The 26,467-nt window shown below is 37.7% G+C and carries 24 protein-coding genes; 16 read left to right on the forward strand and 8 right to left on the reverse strand.

All coding sequences use genetic code 11. The features are described from left to right. Nucleotides 1-225: 225 nt before the first annotated feature. Complete coding sequence (locus ACTQ46_RS04085) at nucleotides 226-840, forward strand: PepSY domain-containing protein (RefSeq protein ID WP_441747642.1); 615 nt, start codon at nucleotides 226-228, stop codon at nucleotides 838-840. A gap of 78 nt (nucleotides 841-918) precedes the next feature. Here ACTQ46_RS04085 and ACTQ46_RS04090 read toward each other — a convergent pair whose 3' ends face one another. Both ACTQ46_RS04090 and ACTQ46_RS04095 read right to left on the reverse strand, forming a co-directional pair. Further along, nucleotides 919-1,233, reverse strand: a complete 315-nt coding sequence (locus ACTQ46_RS04090; protein ID WP_441747644.1) for a hypothetical protein — start codon at nucleotides 1,231-1,233, stop codon at nucleotides 919-921. Between the two features lie 47 nt (nucleotides 1,234-1,280). Then, nucleotides 1,281-2,201 carry a D-alanyl-D-alanine carboxypeptidase family protein gene (locus tag ACTQ46_RS04095; RefSeq protein ID WP_441747645.1) on the reverse strand — a complete coding sequence of 307 codons (921 nt, stop codon included), beginning with the start codon at nucleotides 2,199-2,201 and terminating at the stop codon, nucleotides 1,281-1,283. Between the two features lie 242 nt (nucleotides 2,202-2,443). Between ACTQ46_RS04095 and ACTQ46_RS04100 the strand changes: the two genes are divergently transcribed. From ACTQ46_RS04100 to ACTQ46_RS04115, 4 genes are all read left to right on the forward strand, one after another. Continuing rightward, nucleotides 2,444-4,171 (forward strand): catalase, encoded by a 1,728-nt coding sequence (locus ACTQ46_RS04100; RefSeq protein ID WP_441747647.1) that lies wholly within the window; start codon nucleotides 2,444-2,446, stop codon nucleotides 4,169-4,171. 137 nt (nucleotides 4,172-4,308) lie between these two features. Continuing rightward, nucleotides 4,309-4,764: a hypothetical protein gene (locus ACTQ46_RS04105; protein WP_441747649.1), complete on the forward strand. Its 456-nt coding sequence runs from the start codon at nucleotides 4,309-4,311 to the stop codon at nucleotides 4,762-4,764. Nucleotides 4,765-4,780: 16 nt separating this feature from the next. Then, on the forward strand, nucleotides 4,781-5,686 hold the full coding sequence (locus ACTQ46_RS04110) for a mechanosensitive ion channel family protein (RefSeq protein WP_441747651.1): 906 nt from the start codon (nucleotides 4,781-4,783) through the stop codon (nucleotides 5,684-5,686). After that, entirely contained in the window at nucleotides 5,683-6,441 is a 759-nt protein-coding gene (locus tag ACTQ46_RS04115; protein ID WP_441747653.1) for an NAD-dependent protein deacylase, read from the forward strand. The genes ACTQ46_RS04110 and ACTQ46_RS04115 overlap by 4 nt, the downstream gene beginning before the upstream one ends. 35 nt (nucleotides 6,442-6,476) lie before the next feature. Here the strand turns inward: ACTQ46_RS04115 and ACTQ46_RS04120 are convergent, their stop codons facing one another. Next, nucleotides 6,477-8,033 (reverse strand): AAA family ATPase, encoded by a 1,557-nt coding sequence (locus ACTQ46_RS04120; RefSeq protein WP_441747655.1) that lies wholly within the window; start codon nucleotides 8,031-8,033, stop codon nucleotides 6,477-6,479. Continuing rightward, the gene (locus ACTQ46_RS04125; RefSeq protein ID WP_441747656.1) at nucleotides 8,023-9,909 is read right to left on the reverse strand and encodes a hypothetical protein; all 1,887 of its coding nucleotides are present in this window, start codon (nucleotides 9,907-9,909) and stop codon (nucleotides 8,023-8,025) included. The genes ACTQ46_RS04120 and ACTQ46_RS04125 overlap by 11 nt, the downstream gene beginning before the upstream one ends. Before the next feature lie 192 nt (nucleotides 9,910-10,101). Here ACTQ46_RS04125 and ACTQ46_RS04130 point away from each other — a divergent pair, with 192 nt between their 5' ends. Further along, entirely contained in the window at nucleotides 10,102-11,202 is a 1,101-nt protein-coding gene (locus ACTQ46_RS04130; protein WP_441747657.1) for a BMP family protein, read from the forward strand. A 66-nt stretch (nucleotides 11,203-11,268) separates the two neighbouring features. Here ACTQ46_RS04130 and ACTQ46_RS04135 read toward each other — a convergent pair whose 3' ends face one another. Beyond that, nucleotides 11,269-12,429: an iron-containing alcohol dehydrogenase gene (locus ACTQ46_RS04135; protein ID WP_441747658.1), complete on the reverse strand. Its 1,161-nt coding sequence runs from the start codon at nucleotides 12,427-12,429 to the stop codon at nucleotides 11,269-11,271. A gap of 290 nt (nucleotides 12,430-12,719) precedes the next feature. Between ACTQ46_RS04135 and ACTQ46_RS04140 the strand changes: the two genes are divergently transcribed. Further along, nucleotides 12,720-13,040 (forward strand): (2Fe-2S)-binding protein, encoded by a 321-nt coding sequence (locus ACTQ46_RS04140; protein ID WP_441747659.1) that lies wholly within the window; start codon nucleotides 12,720-12,722, stop codon nucleotides 13,038-13,040. 38 nt (nucleotides 13,041-13,078) lie between these two features. Here ACTQ46_RS04140 and ACTQ46_RS04145 read toward each other — a convergent pair whose 3' ends face one another. The 3 genes from ACTQ46_RS04145 to ACTQ46_RS04155 all read right to left on the reverse strand — a co-directional run bounded on the left by ACTQ46_RS04145 (nucleotide 13,079) and on the right by ACTQ46_RS04155 (nucleotide 16,040). Beyond that, nucleotides 13,079-14,101, reverse strand: a complete 1,023-nt coding sequence (locus ACTQ46_RS04145) for a YeiH family protein (protein WP_441747660.1) — start codon at nucleotides 14,099-14,101, stop codon at nucleotides 13,079-13,081. A gap of 177 nt (nucleotides 14,102-14,278) precedes the next feature. Continuing rightward, a complete protein-coding gene (locus ACTQ46_RS04150; RefSeq protein ID WP_441747661.1) occupies nucleotides 14,279-14,698 on the reverse strand; it encodes a Fur family transcriptional regulator in 420 nt (139 codons plus the stop codon). 181 nt (nucleotides 14,699-14,879) lie between these two features. Further along, a complete protein-coding gene (locus tag ACTQ46_RS04155; protein ID WP_441747662.1) occupies nucleotides 14,880-16,040 on the reverse strand; it encodes a toxic anion resistance protein in 1,161 nt (386 codons plus the stop codon). 472 nt (nucleotides 16,041-16,512) lie between these two features. Between ACTQ46_RS04155 and ACTQ46_RS04160 the strand changes: the two genes are divergently transcribed. From ACTQ46_RS04160 to pflB, 9 genes are all read left to right on the forward strand, one after another. Further along, the gene (locus ACTQ46_RS04160; protein ID WP_441747663.1) at nucleotides 16,513-16,854 is read left to right on the forward strand and encodes an FMN-binding protein; all 342 of its coding nucleotides are present in this window, start codon (nucleotides 16,513-16,515) and stop codon (nucleotides 16,852-16,854) included. 106 nt (nucleotides 16,855-16,960) lie between these two features. Next, complete coding sequence (locus ACTQ46_RS04165) at nucleotides 16,961-17,101, forward strand: hypothetical protein (RefSeq protein ID WP_441747664.1); 141 nt, start codon at nucleotides 16,961-16,963, stop codon at nucleotides 17,099-17,101. Between the two features lie 402 nt (nucleotides 17,102-17,503). Further along, nucleotides 17,504-18,505 carry an ABC transporter substrate binding protein gene (locus ACTQ46_RS04170; RefSeq protein ID WP_441747665.1) on the forward strand — a complete coding sequence of 334 codons (1,002 nt, stop codon included), beginning with the start codon at nucleotides 17,504-17,506 and terminating at the stop codon, nucleotides 18,503-18,505. 9 nt (nucleotides 18,506-18,514) lie between these two features. Beyond that, nucleotides 18,515-19,423 carry an ABC transporter permease gene (locus ACTQ46_RS04175; protein WP_441747666.1) on the forward strand — a complete coding sequence of 303 codons (909 nt, stop codon included), beginning with the start codon at nucleotides 18,515-18,517 and terminating at the stop codon, nucleotides 19,421-19,423. 9 nt (nucleotides 19,424-19,432) lie between these two features. Next, a complete protein-coding gene (locus ACTQ46_RS04180; RefSeq protein ID WP_441747667.1) occupies nucleotides 19,433-20,227 on the forward strand; it encodes an ABC transporter ATP-binding protein in 795 nt (264 codons plus the stop codon). A gap of 328 nt (nucleotides 20,228-20,555) precedes the next feature. Continuing rightward, nucleotides 20,556-21,899 (forward strand): FAD-dependent oxidoreductase, encoded by a 1,344-nt coding sequence (locus ACTQ46_RS04185; protein WP_441747668.1) that lies wholly within the window; start codon nucleotides 20,556-20,558, stop codon nucleotides 21,897-21,899. A gap of 195 nt (nucleotides 21,900-22,094) precedes the next feature. After that, the gene (locus ACTQ46_RS04190; RefSeq protein WP_441747669.1) at nucleotides 22,095-22,424 is read left to right on the forward strand and encodes a hypothetical protein; all 330 of its coding nucleotides are present in this window, start codon (nucleotides 22,095-22,097) and stop codon (nucleotides 22,422-22,424) included. A 124-nt stretch (nucleotides 22,425-22,548) separates the two neighbouring features. Then, nucleotides 22,549-23,883 (forward strand): dicarboxylate/amino acid:cation symporter, encoded by a 1,335-nt coding sequence (locus ACTQ46_RS04195; RefSeq protein WP_441747670.1) that lies wholly within the window; start codon nucleotides 22,549-22,551, stop codon nucleotides 23,881-23,883. 269 nt (nucleotides 23,884-24,152) lie between these two features. Continuing rightward, nucleotides 24,153-26,429, forward strand: coding sequence for a formate C-acetyltransferase (gene pflB, locus ACTQ46_RS04200; RefSeq protein ID WP_441747671.1), 2,277 nt, complete (start codon nucleotides 24,153-24,155; stop codon nucleotides 26,427-26,429). Nucleotides 26,430-26,467 lie beyond the last annotated feature (38 nt).

Genomic DNA, 26,467 nt, shown 5'->3' on the forward strand with positions numbered 1-26,467 from the left:
TATTTTGCCCTATGTAATAGATACAAGGCTTATGTTCAATTTGGGGACCATAAAGGTAAAAAAAGGTCCCTTTTTTTATCTTTATTTAAGGCATTTCACAAACAAAAACAATTATGAACAAGCCTTTACAAATGGGAGAATTTAGAGGCTAATACTAGTGCTTTTGCAAGGTGGCGGGGTATAATATAGTTGCATTAAATAATAATTAAAATTTGGGAGGAAACAATGAAAAGAAAATTATTAACAGCAGCATTAGCATTAGCATCGGCTATGGTATTGGGATCTATAAGCCCAGCCTTCGCAGATACAGAGGTAAAAAACCTGGATTCAGCAAACTCAGTGAATACAGTACAGGCAGCGAGTGTTCAAGAAAAAAGGCTTTCTGCAAGAGAGGCTCGGAAAATGGTAATCGATCGTTTTGGCGGAATCATTGAGAAAATCGAATACACCTATGATGAAACAAATCCTCTTTATAAAGGAGAGGCATTAAAGCAGGGACAGAAAGTGGTCTTTGAAATCAATGCTAGAACAAGACAGTTTGTGAAATGGGATACTGGAAATGATAACCAATGGAACGAGTTTAACAGAGATCTTCCTAAATTTATAACGATGGATGAAGCAGCAAAAAAAGTGATTGCACAGTCTGGGAAGAAAAATACCTTTGTTCAAAAAATCGATTTTAAATATGATGGCAACGAAACGATCTATCAAGGAGAAGCCTTTAATCGTGGCGTTAAATATTCCTTTGAACTATATGCAGGAAAAGGAAGAAACTTTAAAAAGTTTGATATAAGCACTGGTGATGAAACATGGGCAAAACAGTATTCTAATGTCAACTAAAATATAATTAAATATCGAGAACGATAAAATAAAAAAAGCAGTGTGCTGAATTTGAGAAATTCCAGCACACTGTCTTTTTTATTTTTCGGAAGCTTCTTCAATTCCTTTCGGTGTAAGGGTCACAACAGCACTGAAGGGATTATCCGATTCTCTTGTTTGATTATCATACAGGTAGTTCAGATAGCCGTGAAGGAAAAGCCATTCCAGTTTTGCTTGATACTCTTCGTCTGCTGCAGCGTTTCCTGACTGCATACTGATAGTAAGCCTGTCTCCTTTTGTATAGTCGAGATCGTATTTGAGGGTGTCTTGGTATAAGTCCTGAAGCAATGCTAAAGGTTTGTTGGGATAACGGTCATACTCTACAAAATAAACTTCTTTATTGTTGTTTTTCATGATGGAATCCTCCTTATAGTTTATATACCCGTTCATCTCTGCAGAATTTATATCTCCAAATTTTCTAGTATATCGATCGTTTCGACAATGTGCCCGTCACCAGGATCGGTAATCAACTCAAAAGGATAGCCCATAACCACTGTTATGATTTCTTTGTCGTTTTTCTCTGCTAAGGAAACCAAGCAGACGCCGGCATCGTATGTAGTCCCGGATTTTCCCCCTATAATTTTAAAACCATTTTGGGGATATTTCGGGAGTTCTTTAAACAAAGTCGATTCCATAAGAAGGCCCTCCGGGTGGTTTACGGTACTGGAGGATTTTATAGAAGCTGTAGAAAGAACTTCCTTGAATTTGTCAGAGGTTAAGGCTTCTTTGAAAATATTCGCCATATCTTCCGCACTGGTATAGTGACCTTCTGTATCCAGTCCGACGGGGTTTTTAAAAGCGGTATGGGAGAGATCCAGTTCAGCTGCTTGTTCATTCATCATTGCTACAAAATTTTCTGTAGAGCCGCCTATATGATAAGCCATAGACCCTGCGCATTCTCCCCCGGAAGGAAGCATTGTACCATATAAAAGATCATTATAGCTGGTATTTTCATTTGAAACAAAACCGGCCATAGAGGCATTGTCTCGGACCATCCTCTGGTATACCTCTGGGACAATAGGTGCGGGCTGATCAAAATCAGAAACATTTTCTAATGTTACCAGAATAGTCATAAGCTTTGTCAAAGAAGCTGGCGCTTGTTCTTCTTGGCTGTTTTTTGTATAGAGAATCTCTTCGTCTGTAAGATTATAGACGTAGATACTTGTGGATTTATAATCTTTTTCCTCAAGGATAGCTGTGTTTGTTTCCCGAGGGGAGGGAGGCGCAAACAGATTCTCTATCACAACTTTTCGAATAAAGACTGCAATAATAACCAATAGAATAATAATTTGTATTTGTCGGATAGTCTGTTTTATTTTCATAATGCCCCCCTTATGAATTTTCTTAGATAATCCTATTATATCAAACACGGCCGATGATAGGAGCTGGTTATTGTTTATGGGCAAATTTTAAAGCTTATTTTTTTAAAAGGCTTAAAATAGTACAAAATGGGATATATATAATTATACCGAGGAATTTACTTAAAGATGGAAAATGTTTCTTCGATTGGGTATAATATAAGAGAAGATATAAAATTAAAATCAATCAAAAGAAGGAGGAAAATATGGATAAGGATATGAAAAAAGATATGGATAAAGACATGAAAGATCCGATGGATAAAAATGGCTTAGGTGAAAATCTCCCTAGTAAAAATGATACAAAAGGGAAAGAAACAGGAATTCATACAGCTGCCGGCTCTCCTGTAGATAACAATCAAGATACTATGACAGCAGGCGAAAGAGGACCCACTGTTCTTCAGGATCTTTGGATGATCGAGAAACACGCTCATTTTAACAGAGAAGTGATTCCAGAGAGAAGAATGCATGCAAAAGGCTGGGGGGCTCATGGTACATTCACAGTAACCCATGATATTACAAAATACACAAAAGCAAAAATATTTTCTGAGGTAGGCAAAAAAACAGAAATGCTGGCTCGTTTCTCTACTGTAGCAGGAGAAAGAGGAGCGGCGGATGCAGAAAGAGATATCCGCGGGTTTGCTCTTAAATTCTATACAGAAGAAGGAAACTGGGATTTAGTAGGAAACAATACTCCTGTATTCTTCTTTAGAGATCCGATGAAGTTTATCGATTTAAATCATGCGGTAAAGAGAGACCCACGTACAGGTCTTAGAAGTCCGAATACAAACTGGGATTTCTGGACATCTTTGCCGGAATCGCTGCTTCAAGTTACGATCATAATGACTGACCGGGGTATTCCAAGCTCCTTTAGATATATGCACGGATCTTCCAGCCATGCTTATTCTTTGATCAACGAAGATAATGAAAGAGTATGGGTTAAATTCCACTTCCGTTCTGAGCAGGGAATCCAAAACTTTACAGATCAGGAATCTGAAAAAGTTGTTGCAAAAGACCGTGAAAGTTCAGGAAGAGATTTATACGAAGCGATTGAAAAAGGAAAATTCCCTAAATGGAAAGTATATATTCAGGTTATGACGGAAGAACAGGCAAATGCTATGGAAAACAATCCTTTCGACTTGACAAAAATGTGGTTGAAAGAAGACTATCCATTTATTCCAGTAGGAGAATTTGAATTAAATAAAAATCCAGAAAATTTCTTCGCGGAAATCGAACAGGCAGCATTTGCTCCTTCTAATGTTGTTCCGGGGATCAGTTTTTCTCCAGATAGAATGCTTCAAGCTAGACTTTTCGCTTATTCAGATGCCCAAAGATACCGCTTAGGTGTAAACCATCACCAAATCCCTGTTAACAGCCCTAAGGGTGTAAAAAATCCTCATACATTCCATAGAGACGGACAAATGAGAATTGACGGCAACTTAGGTTCTGAGAACCACTATGAGCCGAACAGTTATGGAAACTGGACAGAGTTCCCTCATGCAGCTTTGCCAAAACAAGCAGGAGGAGATGTATACCGTTATGATTTCAGAGAGGACGATCACGACTACTTTACTCAGCCGGGAATGCTCTTTAGAGGTTTAACAGAGGATCAGCAGCAGGTTCTTTGCGAAAACACAGCGAGAAATATGGGAGATTCTACATTACAGATTAAACACCGCCATATTGCAAACTGTTATGCAGCAGATGAAAATTACGGAAAAGGTGTTGCTAAAGCCCTAGGTATTAATATTGACGATGTAGATTTAGAAACTGCAAATATGAGAACTTCAAAAGAAGGAAACGAAAAAGCAAACAATCTTCATCCAGATCTAAATGTACCAAGCGAAGATATGTCTGAGAAAGAATGGGAAGAAATCAAAACAGATTACGATCCGAAATCTTTTATTGATTGGGAAGAAGATCCATTCGTATTATAATTAGAATTTGATTTTAAAAGAAAACCCTAGAATAGCTTTCAGCTTTTCTAGGGTTTTATCGATTTATAAGACTCCAGTAAAGAGCGCTTTTAAAGAAAGGTACCAGCGCAGCAGACATAGGGAATAAAGGAAAAAGTATGAGGATTTATCATTTTCGCAAAAACAGAATGAAAGGGCAGCATCTTTATACCATTTTCGGAGAGGCTCCGGAAGAAAATTATCAAGTATATCAGTTAAAGGGGAGCAAATGCCAATATCATATAAAAAACATGAAAGGCAGAATACTAGCGAGAATTATACCGGGAAGATTTAGAGAAGATAGAATTATGGTTTATTTCAATCAGCAGACTATGGAAGCTGGCAGAGACAAAGATCATTATTTTATGAAATACTATCCTTTCAATAGAAATATCTCTATAGAAGGTGAAGCCTTCCATAGTATTCAATGGGTGATTGAGGATGAAAAAATCCTCTGTCAAAGGAATGTAAGCATGTTTAAAGAAAAGGAAGAGTGGATTTTTTATAAAGAAGATATTGAAGAGATGATTATTGTTCTCTTTTGTATTTCTTATATGGAAATGAAAAAATTATAAGCGGCGGGGTGAGAAGATGAATTTTTTAGAAAACCTTGATCCGATTTATTTTCGGATATTCTTTTTTATAATTGTTTCATTTATAATTTATTTTGTAATAAAGAAAGTATTGGATTATTTGTATCCTGTGCTATACAACAGAAATAGATGGTATTTGGCTAAAAAAGGCGGAAGATTTTTAACGTTAATAGGAATTGTCATTCTTTTCTTAGTTGTTTTCGGGGATCGTTTCAGCAATATGGCCACGATCGTAGGATTGACGGGTACAGGGCTGGCCTTTGCTTTGCGGGAAGTCATTGTCAGTTTTGCCGGATGGATAGCCATTATGTTTGGAGATTTCTTTAAGGTAGGAGATCGTGTTCTCTTGGGAGGTATTAAGGGGGATGTGATTAATCTAGGAGCTGTAAGAACAACCCTCATGGAAATCGGAGACTGGGTAGGCGGAGATCAGTATAATGGACGGATTGTACGAGTGTCAAACAGTTTTATTTTTACTCAGCCTGTCTATAATTATTCGGCAGATTTTTCCTATGTATGGGATGAAATAAAAGTTCCGGTTCGTTTTGGCAGCGATACAGAGAAAGTTCGCAAGATTTTATTAGAGACTGCTTGCGAATATATAGGAGATATATCTAATGACGCTAAGAATCAGTGGACAATGATGAGAAGAAGGTTTCAAGTTGAGAATACAAAATTAGAACCGCAGGTATTTTTGGTTTTTGATGATAATTTTATTGAATTAAGTCTGAGATATTTAGTACGATTTGATGAAAGGAGAATAATCAGAGACCAGCTGTCAACAAGGATTTTAGAAGAGCTGAACAAGTATCCCAACCAGATTGAGATTGCTTCCGAAACTGTTGAAGTAACGGTTCAAAAGATGAAAGAACAGCATAATAACTCAATGGGGAATGAGATATGAAAAGAAAAGGTTTGAAAAGAATTATAGAGAAACAGGAACTGGATATTCTCAAGAATATCCTCAAAAACAGCAGAAACATTGTTTTTTTCGGGGGAGCAGGTGTTTCTACAGCTTCCGGGATTCCGGATTTCAGGTCGAAAAATGGGATTTATCGAAAGAAAAGCTACGGAAAATACTCCAACGAATCGATGCTCACCCATCGTTATTACGAAGAAAACAAAGAGGAGTTTTTAAGAAAATACCGCAACAGCTTGAAATCCACACCAAAGCTGCCTAATTCCGCTCATTATGCCCTTAAGGAATTAGAAGACAGGGGACAGCTCAAAGCAATTATCACACAAAATGTAGACGGTCTTCATCAAAAGGCAGGTTCTAGAAATATTATAGAACTTCACGGAAACCACGGAAGACAGTATTGTGAAAGCTGCGGAGAACGATACGAAGCTTCCTGGTATTTGAAAAAGGAAGGGATCAGAAAATGCGACAGCTGCGGCGGTATCGTTCGTCCGGAGATGGTGCTTTTTGGCGAACCCTTGGATAACCATAGAATCGAAAAGGCGAAAAGAGCTGTAGAAGAAGCGGACACCTTTATTATCGGCGGTTCCTCCCTTGCTGTGTATCCTGCTGCAGGTCTTCTAAGACACTATAAGGGCCGGCAGATGATTCTAATCAACGAAGAACCGACTAAAAAAGACAAGTCTATGGACTATATTATTTATGATGATATATCAAAGATTTTGCATCAAATAATCTAAAAAAAGGAAATCCTGCCGGGACTTCCTTTTTTAGATTATTTATCATTTTGTCCAAATCTTCTTTTTAGATTGCTGTCGATAAGGGAATAAAAGTTTTCCGCATCGATATGAAGAGCCAGCTGCCTTACATCAGGAATTGAGGAGATGGAATAATAATTGTCGTAGATATTGCTGGTCATTACAATATTCATAAAAGAGCGGGCTTCGTTTTTGTAGCTGGATGCGTAAAGAAATGCATCAATGAGTGCATCGGAAATTCTTGCTTTATTATTATCATCGAGAATATCACGGGCATATTCTTCCAAGGCAGAGCGAAGGACGATGGCTCTTCGGATAATATAGGATTTATCTTCCAGATTGTTCTGATTCAGGGAAATAATATCGAGAGCTCCCTTGATTCTGCTGACAAAATCCGTTCCTTTAATATTTTGGAAAGTGAGAAGTTCTTCTTTGGTTTTCGGAAAGAAGTTTTTAAAGGAGGTGGAAGTGGCTCCGGCAAAAAAGAGAACACAGTTATTGATTTTTCTCATATTTCCCCCGCTATGATTTTGAATTTCGTTATGGGGGGAGGGGTATTCACCGTCTTCCATGATCGACAGATAATATTTCAGCCAGCCCCTCGGCTCGCCCTCATAAGCTGCATCGAATTCGTCGATAAATACAAATTTGATTCCAGGGTTCTCATCATCCATTGCTGCTAATTTTTCGTAAAAGTCCTCTACACTATTGAGCTGGGAAACATTGATCGTATAGATGCCCTTGTCTTCCAGTTTTTTGTTGGAAGCAAAATAACGGACGATGTTTTTTACTTTAAAAGATTTTCCGCTTCCAGGAGGTCCGAAAACAACAATGCTTAAGGGTTTTAAGCTTTTTTTGCCGGACTGGATTAAAACATAATAACGCTCGATGGATTTAATGATAGACATGAGCTGGCGGAGTTCTTCGGAATCGGAAATAATAAGATCTCCAATTTTCCTTAAACCGATCATTTTTTGTATATAATCGAATCCGTAAAGTATAATATCCTTCGCGACGGAATCATATCCTTGTTTATAAGATTCATATTCTTCGTTTAGAATATCTAAAACACCGTATTTGTATCCGATATAATTTTTTGTCCCGCTTTCGAGAAGGATAATATAATAATTTTCCAGATTATGAGTATGAATCGGGCAGCTTTTTACAAAGGAAGATCTGCGTTCCAGATTGTTGAGTACTTGGTAGAAGAGAAGGATTTCGTCCTCCATTTTTATAATATAGGTAAACTCATTTACATGAATTAAAAATCTGGGGAGCTTCTTCAGTTCGGATATTTTGTCGTTATAATGATATAGTTTCATAAAATCATCTACAGTATTGTCGATGCCTACATCTTGGCTGATTTTATAATCCAGCTTTCGAAGAATGCTTAAGCTGATGATTACATTTTCCCCTTGGAAGGTATCCACATTATGAATAAAAAACTCAAAGGTGTTTTGTGTATCAATAACGAGGTTTTTTTCGTTTTCTACCATATCTGCATAGTATTTTAACTCTTTAAAGTAGATTCGGCGTTTATGAAAATCCGTAATAATCGAAGAATTACTGCTCATGATTTCCTCCTTTATTTTTAAGAAGATTAAATGATTTTTCTATAGTACGTATTCCAGTTCCCGAATAATGTTTTGCCCCTTCTTTTCCGGGAAGTTCGTTTTGAATCAGAGATTTTTCGAAATCTTTTTCCATCTCCAAAGCCAGATAGCGGATATCTCTTTCGTTCAGATTGATAAAATCAGCCTTTGTATCGAATTCGAATTTCTTTAAATCTTCTAAGATCGTTTCGTCTTCTATAGGAACCATAACCATTATTTCTGGACGAAGTCTTAAGGGATCCAAGGCAATACCAATTATATTCAGAGGAAGAGACAGATCCATAGAATTTACCAAACGATGATAGATGTGCAGGTCTTTTACTTTATAATCGCTGTAGTCTTTGGGAGATAAATTTTCTTTAGCGGATGCAGGCAGAGTTGTATGATAGGAGGGAATGTTATAGGAAAAGTCCCGAACTCCTCCGCCTAAAAAGATTTCCCGTATCAATTCCCGTATGAGGAAATGGTCGATCTTAAGATCTTCCAGCAATAAGGGCAGGTCTTCCTTGGATAGTTTCTGGTTTTTCAGCTTTTCATAGAAGGAGCTTCCTGTTTGAAAAATAGTCGAAGGCATAACATTATAGCCTTCTATTACATTTGCGTGTTTTCTCTGCTGCCGGATTAAAACGACATAGTTGTCTTTTTCCTTAAATAAAAGAGCGAAAGAAATGCCCATAGAAAAGTAGGAGCTGGAAGTTTCTTTATTTTCGAGAGCAGATAGAAACATTTTTAAGTCTTTCTTCCATTGTTTAAAGAAGGTTCTTTCTTTAATCCAGTTTTTAATCTGAATCTTAGAAAGAGGATCTGTATAATCTTTTTTTGGAGGGATGCTGTTTGTTAAGAGATAAAGATAATAATTCGAATGGCTGATTGTGGTTCTATATTCTGAAAAGCTGATATCTAGTTCAAGCTCATTTTCCTTTTCTTTAAAGCCTTCAAAATTAACAGTGGCGCCAGTGCTGCTGGATTTTTCTTTTAAAACACTATAGAGATAATGGAGGTAGAAATAGTCTTCATCAGAACGAATCTTTTTGTTTTTCTCCTTAATATTAAAATGCAGTTTTTCCCAAGAGTCATTGTTTTTAAAAAGAATATCTGAAACGATAACTTTTCCCTCTTTGTTTAAATGAAGGAGATCTCTGCCTTCTTCCAGGGAAAACATCTCTTCTTCCAAGAGTTCTTTTACAATGAAATAAGCTTTTGAAAATTCTTTTTTATTAAAGTCGTTGATTTCTTTGTTTCGAGGATAGTTTTTATAAAAAAGAGAGTTATACTTTTGAAGGAGTTCTTTGTTAGAAGTATCAAACTTTTTTTCGAATAACCCGATCTCTTTTTCTAATTCCAGATGATATGGACTTTGATCAAAGCTCCACTGAAAACCTACCATATTAGAAAGATATTGATGGATATACAGTATCTCCTGCTCATTTTCTTTGGATAAGCCAATTGTTTTCAAAGCCTTCGAAAGAACCGCTTTTTCTAATTCATTATAGAAAGAGGGAGAAGATCGGCGGATTATAGGGGCTGAAGTGTTTATAGATTCTTTTCCTAAATAGATATAGAGGATATTGTCAGTATGGATTTCTTTTTCTTCAAAAATATACTGAATAAAAATCTGGTCCTTTGTATTGGGGATATAAACCGGTGTTTTATTTTGTTTGAAACAGTTTGTATTTACATTCAGACCCATAATATTCTGGAAAAAGGTCATATCTTCGATACTTTCTTTCAAGCTGAACACATTGTATAAAAGACTTATGGAAGGAAGGGCTTCCTGAAAGTCTGTGTTTTTCAGCATATTGCTTAAGTGAATATAATAATCATCTTTATGATTCATAGAAGTCTCCTTAGAATTGTTCAAAAGAATAGACAATGGTGAAAACGATATCTTAAAGTATACTTCTTGTTTCCGTTAAAGTAAAGAGAAGAGCTGAAATGGGCTTATCATTCTATTTAAAAAAAAAGAAAAACGTTTATCTTTTATAAGGAAAGGGTAAAAAATATTTAATTTATAATAAGGAGGAGCGTTATGAAGAAAATCTTTAAAGTTTTATTCCTATTTCTATTAATGGTTACGGCAGTATCCTGCGGGGAGCAGAATACATCAGAACAGAAGCAAGAAACTGCAGCAGAAGAGAAGGCAGAGGAAAAGAAAGAGAAAATTAAAATCGAGATTCTGATTCCAGGAAATAAGGATGATAACGGATTTATGGAAGCGGCTTATCGAGGTTATGAAAAGATCCGAGCAGAGATCGGAAATGTTGAAGTGAATTACATATCGGATGTGTCTGCCACATCAGAAGAAAAAGCTTTAACAGGAGCGATGAGAGAGATGGCAGAGAAAAAGCCGGATCTTATAATAGCTCAAGGGGGACAGAATAATAAACCGGCAGAAGTGGTCAGCAAAGAATTTCCAGAGGTGAAATTTATCGTAATCCAAGGAAATGTAAAAGGGGGAAATTTAGGAAGCTATTCAGTAGACCAAGAACAGTCAGCTTATCTAGCAGGGGCATTAGCGGGATATATGTCGAATTCAGGAAAGGTCGGTCATTTGTCAGGAGCATGGCCACAGCCGGGGTTAAATGCACGGGCAGCATTCTATAACGGACTGATAAGCGTGAGACCCGATGCAGAGTTTTATACTACATTTACAGGAAACTTAGACGACACAGAACTGAACAAATATGCAGCAGCAAGGCAATTAGAACAGGGAGCAGACGTAATCTATACTATGCTTAACGGCGGAAGAGCAGGCGCAACAGAAGCGATTAAAGAAAAAGCTTCTGATACCTACGAAATTGGAAATGTTATAGACTGGACAAAAGAAGATGAAGTTTTTATCGGATCTGCTGTAGCGGATTCCAGTATCGCTATTTTCAATGCGGCAAAAGATTTTAGCGAAGGGAAATTAAAGCTGGGCGAAGTGAATACAATCGGCTTGGAAGAGAAAGAAGTAGTTGCGATCACTATGTCTGATAGAGTACCTCAGGAAACAAAAGATAAAGTTCTGGAAATAAAAGACAAGATTCACTCTGGAGAGATCAAAATCAGTACAGAATACACCGGTCAGGAATTTGACCCGAATACGGGAGATTTTGTGGGGCAGGATTATAAAGAAAAACTGAAATAAATAAGAAGACCTCTCAATTATGAGAGGTCTTCTTATTTATTTATTGATTTAAAAAGGATGGGCTGATTAATCGGTAATATTTTCACCTTTATAGGCATGTTCATAGATATCTTTAATGATCTCAGGTGTGGTTTCTCTCGGATTTGTGAATGTACAAGGATCCGCTTGGGCAACTTCGCACATTTCAGAAAGTTCGGAAGCGAACTTGTCTTCATCTTCTAAACCAAAACCTGCATCTTTTAATGTAAGCGGAATATTCAAGCTTTCGTTTAATTCTTTAACAGCTTTCGAGAAGTCTTCCACTCCTAATTCTTCTTCGATCCATGCAACTTTATCTGTAGCTTTTCGGTTAAACTGTGTAACATAAGGAAGAAGAATCGCATTCGCCAAGCCATGTGTGATACCGAAACGGCCGCCTAGTATATGGGCCATAGAGTGAACGATACCTAAGGAAGCAGAAGACGTAAAGGCCATGCCTGCCATAGCAGAAGCGTTGTGCATTTTTTCTCTTGCTTCCATATCATCTGGGTTGTCATATGCTCGTTTTAAATATTTGAAAATAAATTTCACAGCTTGAATGGCAAGGGCATCTGCATAATCGTTTGAAGCACTGGATACAATCGCCTCTGTAGCGTGAACGAGTACGTCCATTCCTGTATTTGCTGTGATTTTCTTAGGCATTTTCGCAGGAATAGAAGGATCGATAATTGCTACATCTGGAACCATCCATTCTGAAACTAACGGATATTTGATATGTTTTTTTGTATCTGTAATAACAGAGAATGCTGTGATTTCAGAAGCGGTACCGCTTGTAGAAGGGATACAGCATAGTTTTGCTTTGTTTCTTAATTCTGGACAGGTGCCGGGAGTGACAATATCTTCAAAGGTCAAATCGGGATGCTCGTAAAAAGCCCACATCGCTTTCGCAGCATCCATGGAAGATCCGCCGCCCAATGCAATAATCCAGTCTGGTTCGAACTCCAACATCTGGTCTCTTCCAGCATATACAGTTTCTACAGAAGGGTTTTGTTCTACTTTATCAAAAAGAGATGTTTCAAAGCCGCCTTCTTTTAGGATAGAATCAACTTGATCTGTAAAACCGCCTTTCTTCATAGAACTTCCGCCAGTGATAATAATTGCTTTTTTACCTTTTAGATTTTTTAATTCTTCTAAACTTCCTTCGCCAAACACAATGTTTCCAGGTATTTTTAGATTGCCTACTGTCATAATTTCCTCCTTTATGTTAACAAAAGTATTTTGTCAGATATATATTTAACACTTAACTATAGTATACCCCTTGCAGAGCAGATTGCAAGAAATTTAGCTGAGATTAATAAATTATAAATAGAAAGAAGAGGTCTAATCCCTAAAACTTGAGCATTAGAATTTTTACAATATTTAAACAAATGGATAAAAGATTATTTTCTTCGGAATAAATATTAATAATAGCAAAGTGCTTTAATTCGGTTACAAATTTGTTATAATAATAAAGAAACTATAAATAAGGGGGAGAATTGATGGGAGCACCTAGAGTTATTTGTACTAGAAATAATATTTTTTACGGGGATATCCGAAAAGCTATGTGCGAAGGGGCACGTACAAAAGAAGAAGTTATGGAACAGGCAGGAGTCTGCGGCGAATGCGAAGGCTGCGAGAGCGAACTTCAAGGAGTACTAGATTCTCTTTGCGGATGCAAAGGAGTTTCTATGGAGGAAGTCATAAATGCAGTGAATAATGGAGCAGACACGGTAGAAAAAGTAATGGAAGAAACAACGGCAGGTACGGACTGCGGCCGCTGCAAAGCGTTAATTGCGAATGTAATTGAATTAGGAAGATAAAAAAAATCTATTAACCCTAGGGTTAATAGATTTTTTCTTTACCAAATACCTAAGAAATGCTGAAGAATCAGAGAGACCGCTGTGATTCCAATCCAGCAGCATAATCCCAATAAAAGAGGTTTTGCGCCGGATTTTATCATCTGAACAATATTTGTATTGAGTCCTATGGCAGTCATAGCCATAATAATGAAGAATTTGCTTAAGCTTTTTAATGTTGTGAAAAACTGAGGATGAAAACCAAAGCTTGCAAGGATGGTTGTAATAATAGAAGCCGCGATAAAAAGAAGGATAAAAGCCGGTATTACACTTTTTATGGAGAGCTTCTTATGTTTGCCTTCTTTTTTGTTTTGAAGGATCGATAATACGATAGTTATAGGAATGATAGCCAATGTACGAGTCAGTTTTACTGTAATCGCGTTATCTAAAGTTTGAAATCCTAAATTATGTAAAGAATCCCAAGTAGATGCTGCGGCAGTTACCGATGAGGTGTCGTTTATTGCAGTACCGGCAAAAACTCCAAAAGCATGCCCGCTTGTTGTATCAAAACCAATCATTCCTCCAAGCCACGGAAAAAGAACAGCAGCTAATACGTTAAAAAAGAAAATGACCGACATAACTTGAGCGATTTCCCGATGATCTGCTTCAATGACAGGAGCTGTAGCTGCAATAGCAGAGCCTCCGCAGATTGAAGATCCGACACCGATAAGGATGGCAGATTTTTCAGGAATAGCCAAAGATTTCTGCATAAAAAAGCTTATTATAAGCGATGTTGCAATCGTTGATATTATAATCGGCAGGGATTCTTGCCCTGTTTCTAATATAACGGATAAGTTAAGACCAAATCCTAATAATACTACAGCCAGTTGTAGAACTTTGGAAGAAGTAAAACGGATTCCGGGCTGCCATTCATCATACTTAACAATCCATGAATGGAAAATCATACCAATGATAATTCCAAAAACAGGTCCCCCAATAATAGGAAAAAAGGAGCCTAGCAGAAAAGCAGGCAAAGCTAAGATAAAGCTGATGAGAACGCCTTTGTAAATAGTTGAGATATTCATGTTTTCCTCCTTAAAATTAAATTGCTAATGTATTTTAACGGAAAAGAAATCATAAGTCTAGTTAATATAAAAAATATGTTGTATGTATAATATAAATATAGATAAATTGTAGGCAAAAAAAATCTCTAAGGCCCCATAGAGATTTTTAGTAAATATTTTTATGAATTGTAAAGAAAGCTATTTATTATCCGGGCTGCATTTGGGGCAGATGCCTTTTATCAGAAGCTGGGTATCTTCTACGGTAAATCCAGACAAATCATCTGAAAGTACAGAATCCGGTTTTAATTCTATATCGTAAATATGGCTGCATTTGCTGCAGATAAAATGACCATGAGGGTGATCAGCGATTTCATAACGGTTTTCGTCTTGGTTGGTGGCGATCATGTGTATAAGACCCTTTTGAGTGAAGAGTTTTAAAGTGTTGTAAACGGTAGCCTTAGATAAAGCAGGGGACTCTTTTTGCAAGACGCGATTGATCTCATCTGCAGTAGGGTGGCCCTCTTGCTTCATGATATAGTCTAGGATGATAATCCGTTGATGAGTAGGCTGAATACCGCTTTCTCTTAATTTTTCAACAACGGGATTAAAAGTATTCATGATTCGATTCCCCCCTTTTTGCACATTTATTCTATATTTATAATAGTTACAAAATTGTAGAATGTCAAGGATAACAGGAAAAGGACAGGTAAAAACCAGGGCAGAAAAATAGTGCAGCCCTGGTTTAATGTCTATATATTTATCCTTAGAGAAGCGGTACAGCAAAGCCAAGCACAGAGGTTTACTGATCCTTACGGCGTACAGATAATAAGGACTGCTTTAGCTCTTCTTCCATAAGAAGGAGTTCTTTTTCTGCTTGGATTCGCTTTTCCCGGCCTTGTTCTTGAATGGTAATCGTTTCTTGAATCGTATCGATCAGATCTCTGTTTACTTTTTTTAAACTTTCCATATCGATGATACCGCGTTCCGATTCTCTGGCTGTTTCAATGGTATTTGTACGGAGCTTTTCGGAGTTCTTTACTAAGAGCTCATTTGTAGTATCATTAACAGATTTTTGAAGCTTTAATGCATTTTCTTGGCGCAGAAGTCCGATAGCGATAATAATCTGGCTTTTCCATAGAGGAATTGTATTTAGTATCGCTGTTTGGATTTTATCGATCAGCATTTTGTCGTTATTTTGTATCAGTTTTATCTGAGGAGCTGTTTGGATGCTCATTTGTTTTGAGAGTTTAAGATCATGCACTTTTTTCTCGAAACGGTTTACGGTGTCTTCAAAGTCTCTCACAAGCTGTGCGCTCATGGGGTCGTTGGAGGATACTGCTTCTTGGCGCAGTTTAGGAATGGTTGTATTCCTGGTTTCTTCAATTAATTCTTCCCCTGCAATGATATAGAGCTGCAGATTGTTAAAATATTCCAGATTCTTTTCGTATAAATTATCAAACAAAGCAATATCTTTCATCATTTGGAGTCTTGCTTGATCCAGCTGATCCTCGATGCGATCGATTTGAATTTCTACTGTTTCGTATTTCGCATTGAAGCGGTCCATTTTTTTACCGAAAGAAGAAAAGAAAGGAATATTATCAAAAAAGCCTTTTTTTGTTTCGAGATCTTCGATTTCCAGATCTTTTACCTGAAGCATAAGCTCGCTAAGGAGAGGACCTACTTCGCCGGTATCTTTGTTGTGGATTTTTGTAAGGATCGTATCGGAAAAGTCGGATAGATTTTTTTGAGCGCCCACACCAAATGTTATAGTCTGAGAAGAGTCTAAAAGGTTAATGCCTTCTTTTATTTCTTCAACTTTTTTTCGCTCTTCTAGTGTAAGGATTTCTTTTTTTTCGGCAATTTCCTTGATTGCCTCTGCTCGAAGTTCTTCAGGATCTGTTTGTACAAGTTCTTGAGCAGCTGTTTTATTTTTCAAATCATTTAGATTAATGTCTCCCATTTCAACCTCCTGTTTAAATAGTACTAGGTATAAAACGTCAGAGCCGAAAGTTTTAAATTTTAATTTCCTAGACTCGGATTTCTACGAACGACTCCCTTTTCTTTTACTATTTTATCAGATAACTCCTTATTTATACAGACTGCTGTGAAAGTGAAGCGTTCTAAAATAAAAGAGGATGATAATTATAAAAAAGAGAAGGAAAATAGAACGATCTAAAAATAAAATTCAAGGTTATTAAAAAAATGTCATGAATATAGTATAAGAATAAAGTTTATGGTAAAATACTGTTATTTCAAATAAGAATGGGTATATAAATTTTGCTGGTAAATATTTATCAGTAAAATTGTAAAATTGATGTTTGGCTCAAAATGAACTTGGTATATGTCACACACCCATCATTTTGCGAACATTTATGTCCGATTAAATGATAAATTATTAACGATTTATCAAAAAAATAATGAGGAGTGAAAATATGAAAAAAGTATTATTTGGTATTGCATTAATTGCTGCATTAGGAATAGCAGCTTGTGGAAATCAGCAGAAAAGTACATTCAATGATGGTGAATATACAGGAACTGCTGCAGGTTATGGCGGAGATTTAGAAGTAAAGGTTACAGTAGCCGAGAACAAGATTAATAATGTAGAAGTTGTTACTCATAGCGAAACAGCAGGAATCTCTGACGAAGCTATTTCAGAAATTCCTAAGAAAATTGTCGAAGCACAAAACACGGAAGTAGACGTTGTGTCAGGTAGTACCGTAACATCAGATGGTATAAAAGCGGCAGCAGCAGATGCGTTAACTCAAGCAAAATAAGCGGAAAGATCTCCTCTGGAGATCTTTTTTTATTTCTTTTTATTTCAAAAAAAATGGGTATCAATAGATTAGAGTTTACAAAAACAATTGTATGAGGAGGTTTATTATGAAATTCTTCGATAAAGCACCATCCAAAGGGGAACAAGCTGTAGATGTTATGAGAAATATTTCTTTTGTATTAAAAGTTGTATCTATGCTCTTAACAGTAGCACTGTTTATAGCAGTGCAAATGGGTTATGACGAATAATAAGACAGCAGAATAGTAAAAGTTTGTAAGGATGCACTCAGTGCATCCTTATTTTAGTGGAAGAGCTTAAAAGAGGGGAGAGGGGAGTTGTGGTGGAAACGTGGGGCATGTTTCTTTTGGATTTAAAGAGCGAAAAATCATCGTATTTCTTGAAGTGCTATTGCTTGAATATGGAAATATAATGGAAGGCTAATACTAAGAGCAGTAAAAAATGTATCGTTTTTATTTTGATTTAATAGGTGGTGGATAAAAGTATTTATAAGGATTTGAGTATAATTGAGGAAATAGTTTTCTTAGGGTAAAAGTTGGGGTTATACTTGAGTAAAAGGGTAGTAAATGGTTTACTACTTTCATGTTTTGCTGTACAATAGCAATTATTAGGCTGTATATAAGGAGGAAGAGATGAAAAAATTTACTAAAATATTAATGACAGGGTTATTATCGGCTATGCTTTTAGCTTCTTGCGGAAATAACCAGCAGAATATAGATTCAAGCAATCCTGGAAGCGGTGAAGCGCCAAGCGGAGCAAAAAAAGTAGGTGTTATCCAGCTTGTAGAGCATGAAGCTTTAGACAGCTCTTATAATGGTTTTGTGGAAGGTCTAAAAGAAGCTGGATTCAATGATGGCGAAAATCTTGTCATCGATTTTAACAACGCTCAAGGAGATCAAAGCAATACGACTACTATTGCTCAAAAACTGAAAAATGACAATCCAGATTTGATCTTTGCTATCGCAACTCCAGCAGCTCAGGCTGTTGCAAATCAAACATCAGAAATACCGATCGTAATTACCTCTGTTACCGATCCGAAAGTTGCAGGACTTGTGGATTCGAATGAGGCTCCAGGAGGAAATGTTACCGGGACATCGGATTTAACACCAGTAGAAGATCAAATCAATTTGATTAAGGAAATTCTTCCAGAAGCAAAACGATTAGGTGTTATGTATACTTCATCCGAAGACAACTCGATTTTACAAGCAGAAATGGCAAAAACTGCAGGAGAAGCTGCAGGTTTCGAAGTCAGCGAATATACTGTTTCTAAAACAGAAGATATTATGGCAGTGTCCCAGTCGGCTATAGGAAAGGTAGATGCTATTTACATTCCAACAGATAATCTTCTAGCTGCAAATATGACAGCTGTATCACAGATAACAACACCAGCTAAAATTCCTCTAATCGTTGGCGAAAAAGGAATGATGGAGCAGGGCGGTCTTGCTACAAAAGGTATCGACTATTTAGAATTAGGAAAACAGACAGGGGCTATGGCAGCAAGAATTCTAAATGGCGAAAAGCCTGCAGATATGCCTATCGAATATCAAGAAGAATCTGTTCTTTATGTCAATCAAAAAGTAGCAGACGAACTAGGAATCACTTTGCCGCAAAGTGTTTTAGATCAAGCGAAATAAGGAGCACAAATGGAATTTATACTTGCATTGCAAGGTGCAGCCGCCCAGGGGGTTCTCTGGGCGTTGTTGTGCCTAGGAACATATATTACATTTAGATTATTGGACTTTCCGGATCTATCTGTAGACGGAAGTTTTGCTACAGGCGCTGCAGTAACCGCGATTATGATGACAAATGGAGTGAATCCCTTTATTTCATTAATTGTCGCTACGATTGCAGGGGCAATAGCAGGCATGGTAACAGGGTTTCTTCATACGAAATTCAAAATTCCGGCAGTATTGGCTGGGATTTTAACACAAATCGCTCTTTATTCTGTAAACTTGAGAATCATGGGAAGAGCGAATCTCCCATTGCTGAGATTTGACACAATCTTTACAGGAGCGTCGAATCTTTTTGGAAGTATTGGACTAAACCTTTCTGTGGATCAGGTAGCTCTTATTGTAGGGATCCTTATTATTATCCTTACCATTTCCATTCTTTATTGGTTCTTTGGAACAGAGATCGGGTCTGCAATTCGTGCTACTGGAAATAACGGAGCGATGGTTCGGGCTTTAGGACAGAATACAGATACAACGAAAGTAATAGCATTAATGGTATCCAACGCCCTTGTAGGTCTTTCAGGAGCCTTAGTAGCTCAATATCAAGGTGCGGCGGATGTAGGAATGGGAGCTGGAGCTATCGTAATCGGTTTAGCATCTATTGTTATCGGAGAAGTGCTATTTCCTCGTGTAAAGACTTTCTGGGGAGCCTTGGCAGCTATCGCTATAGGATCCTTTATCTATAGAGCTATTGTAGCAGTTGTTCTTCAAATGGGAATGAATACAAATGATTTAAAACTGCTCACTGCAGTTATCGTTGCTTTAGCGCTGGGCATTCCTGTGATGCTTCCTCGTAAAAAAAGCAAAACTCAAAATGTGTAGGAGGGGAAAATGTTAGAATTAAAAGGAATCAGCAAAACCTTTAATCCCGGCACCATAAATGAGAAAAAAGCGATCACAAATCTCGATTTATCTATTCTCGAAGGAGATTTCATCACTGTAATCGGAAGCAATGGCGCAGGAAAGTCTACAATTTTAAATTTAATTTCAGGAGTAATTCCCATAGATTCTGGAAAGATGCTCTTAGAAAATCAAGATATCACAAATATGAAAGAGTTTAAAAGAGCGGCCTTCTTAGGGAGAGTTTTTCAGGATCCTATGCTGGGAACAGCTGGAAACATGATGCTGGAAGAAAATCTTGCCATGGCAAACCGCCGCGGAAAAAGCAGAGGACTTGCTTGGGGAATTACGGACAAAGAAAGAGGACTGTTCAAAGAAAAGCTTAAAACTTTAGACTTGGGATTAGAAGACCGTTTAAAAGCGAAGGTGGGTCTTCTATCTGGAGGGCAAAGACAAGCTGTAACGCTTCTTATGGCGACACTGCAGCAGCCGAAACTTCTATTATTAGACGAACATACAGCAGCTCTTGACCCAAAAACAGCTGCAAAAGTTTTAGAAGTAACGGATAATCTTGTACAGAATAATCGCTTAACAACCCTTATGATTACCCATAATATGAGAGATGCAATCCGTTTGGGAAACCGTCTGATTATGATGAATCAGGGAAAAATTATTTACGATGTAGAAGGGGAAGAAAAGAAGAATCTTACAGTAGAAGATCTTCTGAAAAAATTCGAAGTCATGAGCGGAGAAGAATTAACAAACGACAGTTTATTATTAGGTTAGTTAAAGAGACGAAGAAATTCGTCTCTTTTTTATTTGTTCTTCCCAGAACTCAAAAGGATTTGCGGATCTTGATATGAATCGAGGAAGGTTACAAGTCAATTACGGAAAGACACTTACCTATGTCTTGACACAAATTACTTACCCATGTCTTGATCAGGCTTACCCATGTCGTGATCAGACCCCGCCTTTCTCTTCCCTACTTCCTAAAACCTATAACCTATTCCCTATCTTTTTCTATCTTTTCCTCCGTAACTCCACTCTTTATTTTCGATCTTTATAACCTCGAATAATTGGGTAGCTATAAAGTACAGAGAAAGGGGTGCAGTTTATGAAAATTATTGTTATTGGAGGTACGGCAGCGGGTCTTTCTGCTGCTTCGAAGATAAAGAGAGAACATAAGGATTGGGATGTTTCTGTATATGAGAGATCTGGTTTTACCAGCTACGGTTCCTGCGGGCTTCCTTATTATGTACAGGGAATTATTGAAAAGCCTGAGGACTTGATGCATCTCACAGTAAAGGATTTAGAAGAAAAAAGAGGAATTAAAACAAAAATCCGCCACGAAGTGATAAAGCTTGATCATAAGAATAAAAAGATTGTGGTTAAAGATTTGGAAAAAGGGGAGGAGTTTGAAGATCATTATGACGAGATCGTCTTAGCTACAGGAGCCTCCGCTTCTTTTCCTCCGATTAAAGGAATCGATACAGGGGAAGTGTATACTCTTCGTCAAGTGGAAGACGGGATTAAGATTCGAAAAAAGGCCGAGAGTTCATCTTCTGCAGTGATCCTCGGCGGAGGTTATATCGGACTTGAAATGGCGGAAGGTTTAAAAGGTCAAGGTTTGGACATTCACTTAGTGGACCGAAACGAAGGGTTCTTTAAAGCTTATGAAAAAGATCATTCAGAAAAAGTGCGAGAGGTCTTAGAAAAAGAAGGGATTCATCTTCATATGGGCGTGGACACGGAAGAGATTCTCTCCGAAGAGGGGAAGTTCAAAGCTGTAAAAGGCAAAGACGGCTCTCTTATCGAAGGAGACTTCCTAATGGCAGCTCTTGGAGCAAGACCCAACACTTCTTTGGGAGAAGAAAATGGGGTAGAGCTTGGAGCCGGGAAGGCTTACCGTGTGAATAAAAAAATGCAGACGAATGTTGAGGGCATCTGGGCTTGCGGCGACTGCGCCACTTCAACAAATATTATTACAGGAGAAGAAACCTATATTCCTTTAGCTCCCACAGCGAATAAGCAGGGTAGAGTCTGCGGAGTGAATCTTTCCGGAGGAGATCAGGAGTTTAAGGGGGTTCTCGCTTCTCAGATCGTAAAAATATTCGATCTTTTTATCGCAGCGACAGGATTCCACTATGAAGAGGCGAAAGAGCTTGGGTATGACGTTGAGAAAGTTACAGTAGAACAGCCCTCCAAAGCCGGCTATTTTCCGGGAGGAGTACGACTTGCCATGACCTTGATCTTCGAAAAAGGAAGCGGAAGAATTTTAGGCTGCGAGATGAGCGGCGACGAGTCTATAAACGGCAGAGTAAATACAGTAGCGGCTGCCATTACCTTGGGCGCGACTCTAGAAGATCTTAAAAATATGGATTTCCTTTATACACCTGCAACAGCTCCTGTTTATGACATAATGATTATAGCAGCAAGACAAGGACTTAAAAAAATATAATTCTTTCTAAAGAGAAGCTCTCATTAAACACCCTTAAAAAAGGTGGAATTTAGGAGCTTCTTTTTTATGAGCAGAAAAGTGAATCTATAAGAATTGTAGTTATAAGGCTTAAGCTAAAGAATAGCGATTATGGCCAGAATAATGGGATATAATATAATAAAGGAAATAGATATAAAAAAAACAAAGGAGGAAATGATGTTAAACTATATTCTTTGGCAAGACTTCAAAAAATCCAGTACAGGACATAGACTGTTCTACTTGGGATTATCTCTTTTTCTATCAATTATGGCGGTCCTTGCTTTATCTGTGATTTTTAAGAATAGGATCATCGTTACAGTTTCATCGATATATATGATCCTTAATATTTTTACTTTCTTCCCAGTGTCTAACTATCTAACAACATCGGAAGAAAATAAGGATTTTGCTTTGGGATCGTTGTTCTATAGTTTTAAATACTTGACTATTTTTATCGCTGTATTTATTTTCATAAGATTATCAAAAAACAAGTCCAAAGGCTTAAAATAGAAAAAATAGGGAAAGAAGAACAAAACATACAATACCTATCGGAAATATATTGACATCGAAAAATATCGTGTTATAGTCCTAGTAGACAGATATGAGTCAATTTTATTTTGAAAGAAGGTATTATATGGAAAAGATACTGGCACTTATTGTTACAGTTGTTTTATTTTTTGTTTTACGGAAATTACAGAAAAAAAAAGTTCCTTTTACCTATAGAATTCTTTTGGCAACAGCTTTAGGGATCGGGGTAGGAATTTTATTTAGAGGAAATACAGAGTATGTGAAAGGCATCGGAACGATTTATGTCAACTTGTTAAAAGCGATCGTTGTTCCATTGCTGTTATTTTCTATAATCGCAACGGTATTATCTCTAGAAAATATCAACCGATTGAAAACGATCGGAGCGAAGACTATCGGTTTTTTAAGTCTTCAAAATGTGTTAGCTTCTATTCTAGCGATCACAGTAGCTCTTATTTTACGACTAGGAACAAGCAGCGATTTAGGAATACCGGTAGCAGAGGAAACAAGAGAAGTTCCTACATTGGTAGATACTTTTATCGGATTTTTCCCAAGCAATATCGTAGAGAGCGCTATGAACAATCAGATTCTTCCGATTATTATCTTTGCTCTTTTAATAGGGCTTGCGATTATCAGCTATAAGGGAGACAAGATCAAGATTGAACCTTTTGTGAAATTTATCCAGGCGGGTAATGAAGTGATTTTCAGTTTGATCGGAATTATTACAAACTTTACACAGTATGCAGTTTTGGCATTGATCGCAGGGGCAGTGAATAATTTGGATTTATCCGCAGTAGGTCCTGTATTGCTAGTGCTTTTAGGAGTGTATATTGCAGGAATTATCCACAGCAATATTACAGCACCATTAGTCGTTGGACTTGTTGCAAAGGTAAGCCCGATTACCTTTATCAGGAAGTTTTTCCCTGTACAGAGTGTGGCTTTCTCTACACAAAGCTCTGTAGGAACCATTCCTGTTCATGTGAAAACACTTGAAAAAATGGGAGTTCCTGAAAAGGTAGGCTCCTTTGTGGCTTCTATCGGAACGACTGTAGAAATGCCCGGTTGTGCGGCGATATGGCCTGTGTTATTGGCTTTATTTACGGTAAACACCTTGGGAATTCAGTATACATTAGTAGACTATCTAATCCTTATCTTAGTAGCCTTGGCGGTATCTTTAGGAACAGTAGGCGTACCAGGAACCGCTACGATTACAGCGACTGTGCTTTTCGCTACCATTGGTCTTCCGATTGAAATGATTATTTTAATGGAGCCCATCTCAGCGATTGCAGACATGATGAGAACATCTACGAATGTAACTTCAGCAGGAGCTTCAGCTGTTGTTGTGGCAAAACTTGAAGGAGTATTGGACGAAGAATTGTATAATTCGGACTCAAAAACAGAAAGACCTGAAAAAACACAAGAAAGAGAAAAATATTCCAACTAAAAGACTTGATGACGGTTCTGCGCTACAGCAGGGCCGTTTTTTTATGTAAAAAAGAGAGTAGGACATAAAAAATGAGAAGGCTGGTTATAGGGAGAAGAAAGGAGGAAATGAGAACCTTTTGAGCTGTTGGCTATAAAGTTCTTTAATGAAATCACACTAAATATAGGGAAACTGTATATTTGTGATCTGGATCACAGCGTAAAAGGACACCTTTCGATATTCTTAATACAACAAGAATAATAGGAGTTTAAAATACAAAGGAGAATAAAATGTCTGATTTAAAAAATCGCAAGGAAATGGCCGAAGCTTGGGAAGGGTTTGATCTTGGGAACTGGTCTGAAGGGATCGATACGAGAGATTTTATCCAGAGAAACTATAAGCCCTATGAAGGAGACGGAGATTTTCTAAAAGAACCTTCCGAAAATACAAAAGAGCTTAGAGATGAAGTAAATGCTCTTATTTTAGAGGAAGTCAAAAGCAAAACAATTAAAGTGGATTTAAATCATTTTAGCGGAATCGATAATTTTGAACCCGGCTATATCGAAAAAGAAAAAGAGCTGATTGTAGGGCTTCAAACGGATGAGCCTTTAAAAAGAATTATGAATCCTTATGGCGGTTTTCGAATGGTAGAAGGGGCATTAAAAGCTTATAATCTAAAGATGGATCCGGATATGGAAGAAAAGTTTTTAGAATACAGAAAATCCCACAACGACGGTGTATTCGACGCTTATACGAAGGAAATGCGAAAAGTAAGAACTGTAGGACTTTTAACTGGACTTCCCGATGCTTATGGAAGAGGAAGAATCATAGGGGACTATAGAAGAATTCCTCTATATGGTATCGACTATTTAAAAGAAGAGAGAATGAAAGATAAAGAAAACTGTACAGGAAACGCTACAGAAGAACGAATCCGAGCACGAGAAGAGTTCTCAGAACAAATCAAAGCGTTGGATAAAATAAAATCTATGGCAGCGAGATATGGTTTCGATATCGGAAAGCCTGCTAAAACGGCTCAAGAAGCAGTACAGTGGCTATATTTTGGGTTTTTAGCAGGAGTTAAAGAGAATAATGGGGCAGCGATGTCTATCGGAAGAAACACGGCCTTTTTAGATATCTATATTGAAAGAGATTTACAGAGGGGTCTTCTAAACGAATCCCAAGCTCAAGAACTGATCGATCAGCTTGTGATAAAGCTTCGTTTAGTCAGACATTTAAGAACACCGGAATACGATGCCTTGTTTGCAGGGGATCCTACATGGATCACAGAATCCATCGGCGGAATGGGAGAAGACGGACGAACATTAGTAACGAAAACAGCCTTCCGTTTTCTACACACATTAGTGAATTTGGAAACAGCTCCAGAACCGAATATGACCATTCTTTGGTCTGACAAGCTTCCTCGAAGTTTTAAGGAATATTGTGCGGACATGAGTATCAAAACGGCTTCCATCCAGTACGAAAACGACGACTTAATGAGACCTGTATACGGCGACGACTATGCTATCGCCTGCTGTGTTTCTGCTATGAGAATCGGAAAAGAGATGCAGTTTTTCGGAGCGAGAGCAAATCTTGCGAAGTCTCTTTTGTATGCTATAAACGGCGGGATCGACGAAGTGAAAAAAGATAAAGTGACAGGAAAACCGATGGAAGTAATCCCGGGGATAGAGAAAAACGAGGAAAAAGTTCTAACCTTTGACCGAGTCTGGGAAGACTATAAAAAAGTGATGGATAAGCTGGCAGTTATTTATGTCAATACGATGAACACTATTCACTATATGCACGATAAGTATTCATACGAAGCAGGACAGATGGCTCTTCACGATGCTGAAATCCATCGCTGGATTGCCTTTGGTATTGCTGGAATTTCCATCGCCTGCGACTCTCTCTCTGCTATAAAATATGCCAAGGTAAAACCTGTACGAGATGAGGAGGGAATCGCTGTCGATTTTGAAGTGGAAGGAGACTTTCCGAAATACGGCAACGATGACGACCGTGTGGACGAGATCGCTGTTGAAATCAGCAGATATTTTATAGAAGCTCTTAAAAAAACACCGGCTTACAGAGGGGCAGACCACACCCTTTCTCTTCTTACCATTACTTCAAATGTTACCTATGGAAAGAAAACAGGCTCTACTCCAGACGGCAGAAAAAAAGGAGAACCTTTTGCACCAGGAGCAAACCCTATGAACGGAAGCGAGCAGTCCGGAGCTTTAGCAGCCCTTAATTCTGTTGCGAAACTCCCCTTTAAGAATGTCAATCAAGATGGAATTTCCAACACATTCTCTATAATTCCATCTACATTGGGTAAAAACGGAGAAGAGAGAATTGTAAATCTTATGAATATTATGGACGGTTATTTCAATCAAGACGCCTTCCATTTAAATGTAAATGTGATGAATAAAGAACTTTTGATAGAAGCCATGGAAAATCCAGACGCCTATCCGAATTTGACCATTCGTGTTTCCGGGTATGCAGTACGCTTTAACCAGCTGGACCGAGAACATCAGTTAGACGTGATTCATAGAACCTTCCATGAAAGAATTTAAGAGGACAGGAAGAGAGTAGGAACGCAAAGGAGGAAATA

Origin of the sequence: Gallicola sp. Sow4_E12 (assembly GCF_052116305.1) — a bacterium.
Classification (GTDB): domain Bacteria; phylum Bacillota; class Clostridia; order Tissierellales; family Peptoniphilaceae; genus JBQKLI01.

Coding starts and splice junctions, on each gene's coding strand:
- ACTQ46_RS04110 (WP_441747651.1), top strand. CDS start 4,781: ATGAATTTTTTAGAAAACCTTGATCCGATTTATTTTCGGATATTCTTT.
- ACTQ46_RS04100 (WP_441747647.1), top strand. CDS start 2,444: ATGGATAAGGATATGAAAAAAGATATGGATAAAGACATGAAAGATCCG.
- ACTQ46_RS04195 (WP_441747670.1), top strand. CDS start 22,549: ATGGAAAAGATACTGGCACTTATTGTTACAGTTGTTTTATTTTTTGTT.
- ACTQ46_RS04115 (WP_441747653.1), top strand. CDS start 5,683: ATGAAAAGAAAAGGTTTGAAAAGAATTATAGAGAAACAGGAACTGGAT.
- ACTQ46_RS04130 (WP_441747657.1), top strand. CDS start 10,102: ATGAAGAAAATCTTTAAAGTTTTATTCCTATTTCTATTAATGGTTACG.
- ACTQ46_RS04140 (WP_441747659.1), top strand. CDS start 12,720: ATGGGAGCACCTAGAGTTATTTGTACTAGAAATAATATTTTTTACGGG.
- ACTQ46_RS04190 (WP_441747669.1), top strand. CDS start 22,095: ATGTTAAACTATATTCTTTGGCAAGACTTCAAAAAATCCAGTACAGGA.
- ACTQ46_RS04105 (WP_441747649.1), top strand. CDS start 4,309: ATGAGGATTTATCATTTTCGCAAAAACAGAATGAAAGGGCAGCATCTT.
- ACTQ46_RS04090 (WP_441747644.1), bottom strand. CDS start 1,233: ATGAAAAACAACAATAAAGAAGTTTATTTTGTAGAGTATGACCGTTAT.
- ACTQ46_RS04175 (WP_441747666.1), top strand. CDS start 18,515: ATGGAATTTATACTTGCATTGCAAGGTGCAGCCGCCCAGGGGGTTCTC.
- ACTQ46_RS04095 (WP_441747645.1), bottom strand. CDS start 2,201: ATGAAAATAAAACAGACTATCCGACAAATACAAATTATTATTCTATTG.
- ACTQ46_RS04155 (WP_441747662.1), bottom strand. CDS start 16,040: ATGGGAGACATTAATCTAAATGATTTGAAAAATAAAACAGCTGCTCAA.
- ACTQ46_RS04170 (WP_441747665.1), top strand. CDS start 17,504: ATGAAAAAATTTACTAAAATATTAATGACAGGGTTATTATCGGCTATG.
- ACTQ46_RS04150 (WP_441747661.1), bottom strand. CDS start 14,698: ATGAATACTTTTAATCCCGTTGTTGAAAAATTAAGAGAAAGCGGTATT.
- ACTQ46_RS04160 (WP_441747663.1), top strand. CDS start 16,513: ATGAAAAAAGTATTATTTGGTATTGCATTAATTGCTGCATTAGGAATA.
- ACTQ46_RS04145 (WP_441747660.1), bottom strand. CDS start 14,101: ATGAATATCTCAACTATTTACAAAGGCGTTCTCATCAGCTTTATCTTA.
- ACTQ46_RS04135 (WP_441747658.1), bottom strand. CDS start 12,429: ATGACAGTAGGCAATCTAAAAATACCTGGAAACATTGTGTTTGGCGAA.
- ACTQ46_RS04125 (WP_441747656.1), bottom strand. CDS start 9,909: ATGAATCATAAAGATGATTATTATATTCACTTAAGCAATATGCTGAAA.
- ACTQ46_RS04165 (WP_441747664.1), top strand. CDS start 16,961: ATGAAATTCTTCGATAAAGCACCATCCAAAGGGGAACAAGCTGTAGAT.
- ACTQ46_RS04085 (WP_441747642.1), top strand. CDS start 226: ATGAAAAGAAAATTATTAACAGCAGCATTAGCATTAGCATCGGCTATG.
- ACTQ46_RS04120 (WP_441747655.1), bottom strand. CDS start 8,033: ATGAGCAGTAATTCTTCGATTATTACGGATTTTCATAAACGCCGAATC.
- ACTQ46_RS04180 (WP_441747667.1), top strand. CDS start 19,433: ATGTTAGAATTAAAAGGAATCAGCAAAACCTTTAATCCCGGCACCATA.
- pflB (WP_441747671.1), top strand. CDS start 24,153: ATGTCTGATTTAAAAAATCGCAAGGAAATGGCCGAAGCTTGGGAAGGG.
- ACTQ46_RS04185 (WP_441747668.1), top strand. CDS start 20,556: ATGAAAATTATTGTTATTGGAGGTACGGCAGCGGGTCTTTCTGCTGCT.